Source organism: Pseudomonas wadenswilerensis, assembly GCF_024749185.1.
Classification (GTDB): domain Bacteria; phylum Pseudomonadota; class Gammaproteobacteria; order Pseudomonadales; family Pseudomonadaceae; genus Aquipseudomonas; species Aquipseudomonas wadenswilerensis.
Genome location: NZ_CP087191.1, coordinates 485,595 through 497,533, shown reverse-complemented (window position 1 = coordinate 497,533; position 11,939 = coordinate 485,595). Strand labels below are relative to the sequence as shown.

The following is an 11,939-nucleotide window of genomic DNA, read 5'->3' as shown; positions in this document are numbered from 1 at the left end:
GGCACAACAGGCCCCGGCGCGAGCAACTCAGGTGATGTCGGCCTTGGCCGGCTCATCCAGGCCCATGGCGTGCAGCCGGGCATAATAGCCATTGGCAGCCAGCAACTCGGTATGGGTACCACGCTCGACCAGCTTGCCCTGGTCCATGACCAGGATCATGTCGGCTTTTTCGATGGTCGACAGCCGGTGGGCGATCACCAGGGTGGTGCGTCCCTGCATGACGTGATCCAGGGCTGCCTGGATGTGCCGCTCGGATTCGGTGTCGAGGGCCGAAGTGGCTTCGTCGAGAATCAGCAACGGCGCATTCTTGAGCAACGCCCGGGCAATCGCCAGACGCTGGCGCTGGCCACCGGAGAGCAGCACGCCGTTCTCGCCGACCTGAGTGTCGAAGCCCTTGGGCAGTTGCTCGACGAACTCCTTGGCATAAGCATCGGCAGCAGCGGCTTCGATCTCGTCCCGCGGCGCCCCGGCCAGATCGCCATAGGCGATGTTGTTGGCCACGGTGTCGTTGAACAGGGTCACATGCTGGGTCACCTGAGCGACGTGCTTGCGCAGGTTGCGCAGGCGGTAGTTCTCGATCTCCACACCATCGAGCAGAATCTGCCCCTGATCATGGTGATAGAAGCGCGGAATCAACCCCGCCAGGGTCGATTTGCCACTGCCTGAACGCCCCACCAGGGCGATCATCTGACCAGGTTCGGCGGTAAAGCTGATGTCGGTGAGGACCTGACGATCAGTCCCCGGATAGGTGAAGTTCAGGTTGCGCACTTCAAGACGACCAACAACGCGGTCCAGCTCGACAGTGCCGCTATCGACTTCTGGCGCCTCGTCCAGTTGCTCAAAGATGCTCTCGGCACCGGCCAGGCCTTTCTGGATGGTCGAGCTGACTTCGGACAGCTGGCGGATAGGCTTGGGCAGCAAGCCCGCCGCGGTGATGTAGGCCACCAGATCACCGGCAGTGGCATCACCGCGCAGGAACAGCACCAGGAACATCAATGTAGCCATGGCGGTGTAGATCACCAGTTGCAGCATCGGCGTATACACCGCGCCAGTCTTGGTCATGCGCAGCTGCTTGTCGGTGTTGCTCTGGCTGGCATTGGCAAAACGTTGCTGCTCGTAGCTTTCGCCACCAAAGCTGCGCACTACCCGGTAGCCCTGGATGGTTTCCGAGGCAACGTGGGTGACATCGCCCATGGCCACCTGGATCTTCTTGCTCTGCTTGCGGAACTTCTTGCTCGCGGTGCCAACCATCAGGGCAATCACCGGCAGGATCGCCAGCATCACCAGGGTCAGTTTCCAGTTCATCCACAGCAGATAGACGAACAGGAACACCACGGTCAGGCCTTCACGGATCACGACCTTGATCGCATCGGTCGCAGCGCCGGTGACCATGGTCACGTTGAAGGTGATGCGTGAAATCAGGTGGCCGGAGTTGTGGTTATCGAAATAGCGGTTGGGCAACACCAGCAGCTTGTTGAACAACTCGACCCGCAGGTCATGCACCAGGCCCAGGGAGACCTTGGCCAGGAAATAGTTGCCCAGGAACGAACCCAGGCCCTGCCAGGCTGCGATCAGCACGATCAGCAATGGCACGGCCTGCAGCAGCTGCAAGTCCTTGAGGTAAGGAACGCTGGGGAACAACACCGCCTGGGGGTTGCTCAAGCCATCGACGAAGTACTTGAGAATCCCGGCCAGCATTGGCTGGGTCGAGGCAAAAATCACAAAGCCGAGGATACTCAGCAAAAAAATGCCGATGTACGGCTTCACATAGCTCAGCAGCCGGAAGTAGATTTTCAGGCTGGAGCTCTGCTCCGCCTCTCGCGGTGTTTCGGCCATCGTCGAGCTCGCTGTTCAGATAGAACCGGAAATTTTATCACAGCCTGGAGCCCGGGCACGCACCCAGACCAAGACAGTGGCCAGACCGACCGGCAGCCAACTGATAAACCACTCGGCACGCGGGGTGCCGGTGAGGCTGGCGGCATCGAATTGCATGGCCAAGGAAGAAAAAAGCCATAACCCCATCAAACCCTTGCCAAAGTCCGTCGCACGCGCACGCCAGCCTTCACGCAACACACACAGCCAAATACCCAGCCAGAGCAACATGCCCGGAATACCCAGTTCGACGCCGATGTGGGTGAACATATTATGCGTGTGGTCAAACTGCTCCCCAACCGCCGAGATGGTATAGAAAGTACCAAGCCCCAAGCCAATCCAGGGATGCAGGGTAATCATCTGCAGGCTGGCCTGGAGAATTTCAAGCCTGTAGGACGAACCTCGCTCGACAATCAGTGCATACATCATGACCACCCCCAGTACGGCAATAGCGATGGTCGTGGCAGCAATCAGGTAGCTTCTTCGATTCCGACACCATATGGGCATGGCGACCAGGGCAACGAATACCCCCAGAGCGGCACCGCGACTCTGGGACAAGGCCAAGAACGCCCCCAGGCACAACAAGGACAGCGCCCAGATGACTTGGAACCAGCGCTCTTGCGGTGGCCAATGAATCATCCAGACCAGGGCGGCGCCGATGACATATGCACCCAGAATCGGGTGGGACAACTCGCCAACACCATAAAGTCGAAAAATCCAGGGAAACCCCTGGACGCCATAAAACTGGATGATGGAGTACAGTGAGGCTATGGCCAAGCCGACTCCACCCAACTGCAGGAGGCGGATCAGGCGTGGTACGCCTGCAGTGGCCAGCAGCGGAAAAAACAGCAAGAACACAGCAATGTACAAAAGGCGCTTGAGTTCACGCCCGACATCTTCGGTGCCGCTCCAGACCAGGCTCAACGCTGACCAACCGAGGAGCAGCAGCACTGACAGCCAAAGCGCACGCTGTGCACTCCAGCCCTCGACCAACGCACCGCGTGCCGACCAGAGCAGCAAAAGGGTCGGCAACCAGACAAAAGCCACCAGGCCTTGCTGGTAGATCTTGTTGCTCGGTGCCAGGGCAATCGCCACCAGAAACCACAGAAAACCAATCGCTAGCCAGGACTGTGCCCAGCGCCTTGCGTACATCATGCGTATCCCCATCGATCGAACAACACCGGCATGGTGCATCTTCAAACTTTTCGGCATTATGGCCGGTCCTTTTGCTTGCCCGTTGACAAGGCCCCTACCCATGCAATGTTTCCGGTTACCCCAGGTCGACTTCAACCAGCTGACACTTGGCGCCAGGATTCTGGAAGCCGACAGCTACGGCGCCAAAGTGTACCTGCTAAATGATGGCAAGATCCTCAAGCTCTTCAGACGTAAACGCTTGATTTCATCTGCCTTGCTGCGCCCTTACTCCCAACGCTTCATCGACAATGCGATACAGCTGGAGAAAAAGGGAATTCCAACCCTGACAGTACTGAAGTACTTCAAGCTGGATAAGCCCGGGATGACTGCGGTCCTGTATCAACCACTGCCTGGAGAAACCCTGAGCCAGCTCTCCCGCAAGCCAGGCTTCGACTGGCAGGAACGCTTGCCGGAACTGGTTGCTCTGGTGCGCAGGCTGCATAAGTCAGGTATCTACTTTCGCTCATTACACCTGGGCAATGTTGTCGTTACGCCGCAACAGCAGATGGGATTGATCGATGTCGCCGACATGCGCTTCATGCGGGCGCCGTTGAGCAAGCGCATGATCAGACGAAACGTGCAACATTTTGCCAGGTACATCGCCCGCGAGCGGCTCGAAGATCAATTCCCCCTGGCCGAACTCGAGCGGGCGCTGCTGGATTGAGCGCTTCAGGACTGACTCAACAGCCGGCCTGAAGTCTGACTGAAGCGGTGCCAGGCCTGTTCTGGCGCCAGCGCCTCATACTGTGCCAGGGCTACCTGCCCGGCATTGCGATTGACACTTTCGACAATTGCCTGACCCCAGGCCGCCACATCACCCTCGGGGACATAGAACCCGGCATCGCCCAACTGCTCACGAAACACCGTCAGGTTACTACACAGAACCGGCACGTCAGCCATCACCGCTTCCTGCAGAACCAGCCCCAGGCCTTCCGATCGCGAAGGAATCAGAACCCAGTCGAAAGCCCGGTAAAGGCGAGCAATGCCATTGCAATGCCCGTGCAACGAAACCACACCATCCAGCCCAAGGTTCTTGATGCGTGTTTCGAGTAGCGATCTCTGGTTGCCTTCTCCCAGTATCACCAGGCGCAGATCAGGTCGTTGTTGACGGGCTAGCGCAAAGGCATCCAGCAAGTAATCGAATCCCTTGCTGTCTACCAGGCGACCTACCGCACCCAGTACGGGCGCGCTCTCCAACTGCACGCCAAGTGCCTTTCGTGCCGCTTCACGCCCCAGCAAAGCCTGACGAAAACCAGTAGGTTCAAGCGCAGAGCGCAGCACTTGAACCGGAATGCCAAGATCCTGCTCCAAGGCCTTGGCCAAAGTCTGCGAGACTGCCACGAGCGTCACCTGAGAAGGCCGCAGACTTTTCAACAAGGCCACGTCACCCGCGTGCAAGCGGGTCTTGCCATGAAAAATAATGGCCGCACGCACATCAGGCAGCTGGCGCAAAACAGGCAGCACCAGGCGAGAAACTCCCAGGCCGTCAAGCAACACCACTTGAGTGTTGCCCAGCTTCAGCGCCTCACGAAAGCGCCTACGCATCCATGGCTGCAAAAGCTTCCAGAAATGCCGCCCCTTGAGCAATCGTTGAGAAAGCTGCCATTCGCGGGTTTCCCCACCTTCACAGCAAGAGCCCTGACCTTGCAGCAGCCAGGTACAGACCGAAACTTCCGCGTCAGCCTGGGAAAGGATCTGCTGATGCACCTTGTGCACGGATACGTATGGTGCGCCGCCTGCCCACATGATGTTGACGATATTCACGGGGTAGCACCCCCTACATCGGGCCGGATGATGGACACGAAAGCTAAATCAATGCACAAGGAAACCAACAGCGGCCCCCATTACCATCCCAACCACCAGGATCACAACCAGCTTGACTCGGTCACGCTGACGGCGACGGTCTTTGCGCCGGCGCTCCTCGGGCAGACTGACGTGCAAGCCAAACCCGGTGTGCAGCACAGCATCGCCCTCCAGTCTCACCGCAGTGAGGTTCAACTCGGCGTACCGTTTTGACAGCGCCTTTTCACCAGCATAGGCGGCAAACGGTGCACAGCGCTGATAATCGTCAAGCCGACGCAGCCCGGGATTCAACGAGAAGCTTTGCCACTCAGGCTTGCTCGACAGCAATGGATAGCACGCAACCCCCGCTATGACCTGACGCTCGCCAGGATGGATATAGGGACTGTGTATCTTCAGATCATGGGCATAGCTGCGCAGCCAGACCTGGAGCAGTTGCGGACTGACCTCGAGAATGCTGCGCGAGTCCTCGACAAACCCAGGACGATAGAACTCCCAGTCATCCTCGCAATGAAAGATGTAGGGTGTCTTGACATGGCTGTAGGCCAGATCGATCGACGCCAACTGCCCCAGTTTCGGCCGGTTGACGAACACCGTGCAGTGAGGCTTCCAATGCTCCGGAATGGCCTGATGAACGGCGTCTTCTCCGGAGTCTTCGGTGATGAACACTTCACGAATAGGCGCGGTATTGTACCGATCGAAGCTCTCCAGCGTGAGCTTGAGCAAATCGAAACGCCCACAACTTGTGACCACCAGGGTCACATCGCTTTCATCACTGAATCGCACCGGATCCCCTCCCCATAAACTGTATTCAGATGTTCTGAGACTACTTCCCTGGTTCCAGGACAGCCGGCTCATATGCCCAGTCTCAAACGCAAGCGTTGCCAGCCGGACAGGGCTGGACGGGGACGAAGAGGTGGCTGCATTTTTTCCACGATGCTACGACCTACCTGAGCGAAGCTGAATTGCGAGACGGCCAGCTCACGACCGTTGTTGCCGATACGCTCGACCAGTGCAGGGTCGCCACGCAACACTTTCAGCTTCTCTTGCAACGCGGCAATGCTGTCATACAGCACCACGTTATGCATGTCTTTCAAGCCCAGGGCGCGGTTTTCCGCTTCACCCTGGTCATAAGCCAGCAAAACGCAGCCACAGGCCATCGCCTCGAAATTCTTGATCATGTACTCGCCCATGCCGACATCGGCGCTTACAAAGAAACGGATGCGGTTGAGCGTGTCGCAATATTCTTCGCCCGAATTGGTGCGTGTCACCAGCAGGTTTTCCACTTGTGCCAACTCATCGAGCAGGGCCTTGCGGCCGCTGTAGGCAACACTGTTGGTGCTGCCGACGAAGGCCAGTTCGATATCCCGCTCGCGCCCCTGGTCAGCCAGCAACTGCTGATCGTAGCCCTTGGGCACGAACTCGGCATCGAAGCCTTCCTGGCGCAGGCGTTCACTGACCATGTAACCCGAGCTGATCACCCGCGCCCAGGGCAACTGGCGGTAATGGGCACTGAACTTGCCGGTGTACTTGCACGGGATGTAGTTCTGGTAGGCATCATGTTCGAGGATGACCAGGTTGGGCACCGTGCGAATGAAACCGACCTGGCGAATCTCTTGCTTGAAACGCAGGAAGAACACGATCCTGTCGTACTTGTCGACGTCGATCTCGCGACGGAAATAACTGCGCAGATTGCGTTGGTCGTCGCTGCTCAGCCAGCGCAGGTCGCAGTCGCAATGCGCGGCAACGCCGTCATACAAACGATCGAGGATCGCCCGTTGTTCTTTCTGCACCAGAAATAGAACTTTCATCGTTTTCCTTGCGGCGCTCGGGCCACAGCTTTCAATCTTGCAGCGTCATGATCAGAGGTCACGACGCCAGAACAGTTCATGTCGACGCACAGCCTTGCGGAAAAACTCGTTCTCGCCATAAGGCGAAGGCCGACGCCCGGCCAGCCAGCGTTGCAACAGGCGGCGCAGGCGGCGTTTGAACGGTGCAGGCGGCTGCAGGTCATGCATCATGCCCAAGGCCATGGCCTTGTCGCATTGGGCTGGCAGGCCCAGCACCAGGCTATAGGGCGTCCAGGCCTGGGTCGCTTCGAGTTGCGGCGGCAAGGCAATACCCGCACCGCTATCGCCCATGGGCCAGCGGTCGTTGTCGTGCAAATGGTTGGCATAACACAGCAGGGTTTCAGGCTGCCATTCCAGGCCCTGCAGCGCCTCAAGCACAGCAGCCTGGGCGCAGATGTGGTCCGGGTGCGGATCGAGGGTCGGGTGCGGCATCACCAGCACCTGCGGCCGGGCCTTGAGCAACAGTGCACGCAAATCGGCCAGCAGGTTGTTCCAGGTCGGCGCGCCGTCCTGGTCACCCGGCAGGGACAGCGGGTTGAACTGGCGGAACAGGCGGGTATCGACAAGCCCGGCTTCTCGCGAAGCCATTGGCTCTGCAGGCGCGGCCTGCATGGCCGGGAGCTGCAGGCAGAAGTACCCAAGCTGCACACAACGCGACTCCGGGACACCTGCCCAGCGCGGCACGGCGATGCTGTCCCAGGCCCGCAAACGGCCCTTAAGGCGCGCAGCTTCGGACTTTTCCAGACCCATTTGCTGATAGTGTTCGGCTTCGATTTCGCCGGCAGTCAAGGTCACCACCCAGGTTTCCTCAGCCTGGCTGTAGAGGCCAAACGCCGCGAGTTCGGCATCGTCGGCATGGGGTGCGATCACCATCACCCGGCGCTGGCGCAGGTCAGCGCAAGGTGCAACCCACAGCTGCGCCTCACCCATCAGTCGACAGTAGCGCCCACGCAGGCGCAGGCGCCCAGCCGTAAGCGGTTCGGCAAGCCCGGTAAGGTTCAGGTAACGAAGGCCGTTTACGCCCCGCTCGAAAGTCTGAACGTCTTCACTTCCCAGGCTTACCGCAGGATCGAGGAAACGCCCCAGCCAGCTACCCTTCAGGCGCACCTGCAGGATTAGCGTTTCGTCACCGCCCAGTTGCAGCGGCGACTGCAGGTGCACAAGGCCATCGACCAGCTCGGCCGAATGCGCCACGCAATCTGGCGGGAACTGATATTGATAGTCCTCGGCCGGAGAGTAGAACAGGTGATCGGCAAACCATGCCTCGTGGGCTACCCACAGCAGCGGCAACAACAGCAGCGGCAGCCACCACTGAACGAAAATGCCCAGGGCGAGCAGTACCAGCAGGCCGACCAGCAGCCCCAGGCGCTTGTTGCGCCGGTGGCGCTTGAGCAACTGCTGCTTGCGACTCACACCTGAAACACCGGCACGGGATTGCACCAACGGTCCTTGTACTCGCGATCGGCACGGCCGAAGGAGAAACGCAGGGGTTTGTTGCGCGCACGGGCGTCTTCCCAGGCAGCCTGGGTATTGAGGAAGCTCAGTACGCTGCCAGGGCTGAATGCCTTGGTTTGCGGGTCGACACCACCGTTGATGTATTCAACGCTGATCCACTCCGACGCTTCGACCCGATAGACCAACTGGATGGCAATTGGTGCATCGTCAAGAAACAGCACCGACCCGATCAACAGCTCACGCAGGCGCTCGATCACCTCGGCCATGCGTTCGGCACCGGTAGCCGGGAACTCCCACCGGCGCTGGAACAGGTCGCAGTAGATTGCGGCAAGTTCAGCACTGGAGAAATCCGTGACCGGCCGTACCTGACCGCCCGCCTCTTCCAGCAAACGCAGTTCGCGGCGCTGGTTGTAACGAAACTTCTTCGACAGGTCTTCCGGCATACGCGCCATGGCCAGCGCTTCGGTCTGCGGCTTGAGATGGGCAAAACGACCCTGATTGAGCTCGGACAGATAGCGCCCGGCGTGCCGCAGCGGCGCCTGGGCATCGGCGGCGGCAGGCAGGATCAGCTCGGCGTTGCCCAGGTCATACAGGCCTTTTTTACCCTGACGCTTGAGCACATCCTTGGACAGCGCCAGGTAGCGGCCCCAGGTAGGAATCGCGGCCTTGAGCTCGCCGTCGCGCTCCCAGCCCAGGTAACGCACCGGAATCTGCGCCAGGTCAGCCAGTTGCTCCACCACCAGCGGATGAGTGGCGACACTGCCACCAAATTTTTCCCAGGCTTGGGCGTAGGCAGGCGCATCGATCTGCGTCCAGCCGCGCTCACGCCAGCCTTGAATATGGTTGAGCATCAGGCCTCCGCCGTCAGTGCACGAACGTGCGGCAGTTGCCAGAAGGCGTCGCGCACCGCGGCATCGGAGAAACGCTCACGCAGGCGTTCGAGCATGCGCCCGGCACATTCCTGGCGCTGCCCTTCGTCCAGCGCGGCCAGGTGCTGCAAGCCTTGCCCCAGGCGCTCGGCGTCGCCCAGCGGGAACAGGATGCCAACACCTTCGACCACCTCGACCGCGCCGCCACAAGCCGTGGCCAGCAGCGGCACACCGGCGACCATGGCTTCGAGCAGGACCATGCCGAACGGCTCGTGGTCGGAGCTCAAGGCGAAGGCGTCGAAGGCACGGAAGTAACGACGGGCGTCAGGTACCTGACCGAGAAAATCCACTTGCGCGGCAATTCCCAGTTCGGCGGCCTGAGCCTTGAGCGCTTGCTCAAGACGGCCTTTGCCGAGGATTGCCAGCCGAGCACCGGCCGGCAGTTGCGGCAGGGCCTGGGCAAAACCACGCAGCAAGGTGGCCTGGTCCTTGTCCGGATGCAGGCGGCCGACGTTGCCGACAATCCATGCCTGCTGATCCAGGCCCAACGCCTCGCGCGCCTGCGCGGCAGGTACCTGGCTGGACTGCAGCGCCTCGATGTCGATGCGGTTGTAGAGAGTCTGGATACGCTCGAGCGGCCACTTGGGCAGGCACTTGCGCATGTCGTCGCGCACCGCATCAGAAACACCGAGCAGGCTCAGGCGCTTGCTGAACAGGTTGGCAAACAGCTGGCGGCTACCACGCAGGTAGTCACCAAAGGCGTGGTGCACGCCGATCACCGGCAAGCGGCTGCCGAGCAAGGCGATATAGATCGGCTTGAAGCGGTGCGCGATGCAGAAGCTGAACTGGCGACTGGCGACGATCCGCCGCAATGCGCGGATCGCCCCCAGCTTCAGGCCACGGATGGCCTTGGAGCTGAACTCGAGGAAGATCACTTCGTCCGAGGCGCAGCCGGCCGCTACCTGAGGGTCGGCTGCGCCAGTCAGGAACACCGTGGTGACCTTGTAGCCGCTGCCGTCGAACAGGCTGGCGTACTGGCGCGCGCAGTCCAGAAACGGACCGTCATAGCCATGACAGAACTGCAGGACGCGTTTTTCAGCCCTGGACGTCATAAGTGTCCGCGCCGTCCTTGACCACCAGGATGTCTTCCATGATCAGGTACTGCAGGTCCGAGCCGAAGAACATGTTCAGCGCATCGGTCGGCGAGCAGATCATCGGCTCGCCACGACGGTTGAGCGAGGTGTTCAGCGACACGCCGTTGCCGGTCAGAGTCTCCAGCGCCTTCATCATGTCGTAGTAGCGCGGGTTGTACTCGCGCTTGAGCACCTGGGCCCGCGAGGTGCCGTCTTCGTGGACGACTTCCGGCACGCGGGTCTTCCACTCTTCGGCCACTTCGAAGGTGAAGGTCATGAACGGCGCCGGGTGATCGATCTTGATCATCTGCGGGGCAACGGTGTCGAGCATCGACGGGCAGAAAGGCCTCCAGCGCTCGCGGAACTTGATCTGGTGGTTGATGCGGTCGGCAACGCCTTCCACACTTGGGCAACCGATGATCGAGCGACCGCCGAGGGCGCGCGGACCGAACTCCATACGGCCCTGGAACCAGGCCACCGGGTTGCCGTCGACCATGATCTTGGCGATCTGCTCGGGCATGTTCTCCAGCTTGCGCCATTTCGGCTGGCTCGGGTGACGGGCACAGGCGGCGATCACGTCTTCGTTGGAGTACGCAGGGCCGAGGTAGACGTGTTCCATCTTCTCGACCGGCACACCACGGGCGTGAGACACATAGGCAGCAGCACCGACCGCAGTACCGGCGTCGCCGGAAGCCGGCTGGACGAACAGCTCCTTGAGGTCAGGACGGGCAATGATCTTCTGGTTGAGCTTGACGTTCAACGCGCAACCGCCGGCGAAGGCCAGCTTGCCAGTCTCCTTGAGGATGTCGCCCAGGTAGTGGTCGATCATCTGCAGGGCGAGCTTCTCGAACAGCGCCTGCATGCTCGCGGCGTAGTGAATGTACGGCTCGTCGGCGATGTCGCCTTCGCGTTTCGGGCCCAGCCACTCGATCAGCTTCGGCGAGAAGTAGAAGCCTTTGCCCTTCTCTTTATAACGACGCAGGCCGATGACGTTGGCGTAGTCGGTGTTGATCACCAGCTCGCCGTTCTCGAACGAGGCCAGGCGCGAGAAATCGTACTTGCTGGCATCGCCATAAGGCGCCATGCCCATGACCTTGAACTCGCCATCGAGCATTTCGAAGCCGAGGAACTCGGTGATCGCGCCATACAGGCCGCCCAGCGAGTCCGGATCGAAGAATTCCTTGATCTTGTGGATCTTGCCGTTTTCGCCGTAGCCGAAGAAGGTCGTGGCGTATTCGCCTTTACCGTCGATACCGAGGATCGCGGTCTTCTCCTTGAAGCCGGAGCAGTGGTAGGCGCTGGAGGCGTGAGCCAGGTGGTGCTCGACCGGCTCGATCTTGACCTTTTTCGGGTCGAAGCCCAGCTGCTCCAGGCACCAGACGATCTTCTTGCGGTAGCGCTTGTAGCGACGATTGCCCATCAGGATCGCGTCAAGAGCGCGGTCCGGGGCATACCAATAACGCTTGGCGTAGTGCCAGCGTGCCTTGCCGAACAGGCTGATCGGGGCGAACGGGATCGCTACCACGTCAACGTCGGACGGTTTGATACCGGCCTGTTCCAGGCAGAACTTCGCCGATTCGTAGGGCATGCGGTTCTTTGCATGTTTATCGCGCACGAAGCGCTCTTCTTCAGCGGCGGCAATCAGCTTGCCGTCGATGTACAGGGCCGCGGAAGGGTCATGACTAAGGGCGCCGGACAGGCCAAGAATCGTCAATGCCAAGGGTCTAGCCTCTTCAATCTGTAAATATGCGCGCGGGCCGTTGGGG

10 protein-coding genes are annotated in these 11,939 nt (G+C 60.2%); 1 reads left to right on the top strand and 9 read right to left on the bottom strand.

The features are described from left to right. Window positions 1–27: 27 nt before the first annotated feature. The gene (msbA, locus tag LOY45_RS02210) at window positions 28–1,836 is read right to left on the bottom strand and encodes a lipid A export permease/ATP-binding protein MsbA (RefSeq protein WP_258578688.1); all 1,809 of its coding nucleotides are present in this window, start codon (window positions 1,834–1,836) and stop codon (window positions 28–30) included. A gap of 15 nt (window positions 1,837–1,851) precedes the next feature. Beyond that, window positions 1,852–3,027 (bottom strand): O-antigen ligase family protein, encoded by a 1,176-nt coding sequence (locus tag LOY45_RS02205; protein ID WP_258579289.1) that lies wholly within the window; start codon window positions 3,025–3,027, stop codon window positions 1,852–1,854. A gap of 100 nt (window positions 3,028–3,127) precedes the next feature. On the opposite strand from LOY45_RS02205, the gene LOY45_RS02200 reads away from it, so the two are divergent. Then, window positions 3,128–3,730, top strand: a complete 603-nt coding sequence (locus LOY45_RS02200; protein ID WP_258578687.1) for a BUD32 family EKC/KEOPS complex subunit — start codon at window positions 3,128–3,130, stop codon at window positions 3,728–3,730. Window positions 3,731–3,735: 5 nt separating this feature from the next. On the opposite strand, the gene LOY45_RS02195 is transcribed toward LOY45_RS02200, so the two are convergent. The 7 genes from LOY45_RS02195 to LOY45_RS02165 form a co-directional block, all read right to left on the bottom strand. Then, complete coding sequence (locus tag LOY45_RS02195) at window positions 3,736–4,830, bottom strand: glycosyltransferase (protein ID WP_258578686.1); 1,095 nt, start codon at window positions 4,828–4,830, stop codon at window positions 3,736–3,738. A 48-nt stretch (window positions 4,831–4,878) separates the two neighbouring features. Beyond that, window positions 4,879–5,652, bottom strand: a complete 774-nt coding sequence (locus LOY45_RS02190; RefSeq protein WP_258578685.1) for a glycosyltransferase family 2 protein — start codon at window positions 5,650–5,652, stop codon at window positions 4,879–4,881. Between the two features lie 68 nt (window positions 5,653–5,720). Further along, the gene (locus LOY45_RS02185; protein WP_134064556.1) at window positions 5,721–6,677 is read right to left on the bottom strand and encodes a glycosyltransferase family protein; all 957 of its coding nucleotides are present in this window, start codon (window positions 6,675–6,677) and stop codon (window positions 5,721–5,723) included. Window positions 6,678–6,728: 51 nt separating this feature from the next. After that, window positions 6,729–8,129 (bottom strand): PIG-L deacetylase family protein, encoded by a 1,401-nt coding sequence (locus LOY45_RS02180; protein WP_115089172.1) that lies wholly within the window; start codon window positions 8,127–8,129, stop codon window positions 6,729–6,731. Beyond that, the gene (locus LOY45_RS02175; protein ID WP_115089174.1) at window positions 8,126–9,022 is read right to left on the bottom strand and encodes an antimicrobial resistance protein Mig-14; all 897 of its coding nucleotides are present in this window, start codon (window positions 9,020–9,022) and stop codon (window positions 8,126–8,128) included. The genes LOY45_RS02180 and LOY45_RS02175 overlap by 4 nt, the downstream gene beginning before the upstream one ends. Next, window positions 9,022–10,152 carry a glycosyltransferase gene (locus tag LOY45_RS02170; RefSeq protein ID WP_115089176.1) on the bottom strand — a complete coding sequence of 377 codons (1,131 nt, stop codon included), beginning with the start codon at window positions 10,150–10,152 and terminating at the stop codon, window positions 9,022–9,024. Before LOY45_RS02170 ends, LOY45_RS02175 begins: the two co-directional genes overlap by 1 nt. Continuing rightward, window positions 10,136–11,893, bottom strand: a complete 1,758-nt coding sequence (locus tag LOY45_RS02165) for a carbamoyltransferase family protein (RefSeq protein ID WP_036995471.1) — start codon at window positions 11,891–11,893, stop codon at window positions 10,136–10,138. The genes LOY45_RS02170 and LOY45_RS02165 overlap by 17 nt, the downstream gene beginning before the upstream one ends. Window positions 11,894–11,939 lie beyond the last annotated feature (46 nt).

What these genes read in the sequence shown, in the direction of transcription:
- LOY45_RS02200 (WP_258578687.1), top strand. Translation starts at nt 3,128, where the DNA reads ATGCAATGTTTCCGGTTACCCCAGGTCGACTTCAACCAGCTGACACTT.
- LOY45_RS02205 (WP_258579289.1), bottom strand. Translation starts at nt 3,027, where the DNA reads ATGATGTACGCAAGGCGCTGGGCACAGTCCTGGCTAGCGATTGGTTTT.
- LOY45_RS02170 (WP_115089176.1), bottom strand. Translation starts at nt 10,152, where the DNA reads ATGACGTCCAGGGCTGAAAAACGCGTCCTGCAGTTCTGTCATGGCTAT.
- LOY45_RS02185 (WP_134064556.1), bottom strand. Translation starts at nt 6,677, where the DNA reads ATGAAAGTTCTATTTCTGGTGCAGAAAGAACAACGGGCGATCCTCGAT.
- LOY45_RS02175 (WP_115089174.1), bottom strand. Translation starts at nt 9,022, where the DNA reads ATGCTCAACCATATTCAAGGCTGGCGTGAGCGCGGCTGGACGCAGATC.
- msbA (WP_258578688.1), bottom strand. Translation starts at nt 1,836, where the DNA reads ATGGCCGAAACACCGCGAGAGGCGGAGCAGAGCTCCAGCCTGAAAATC.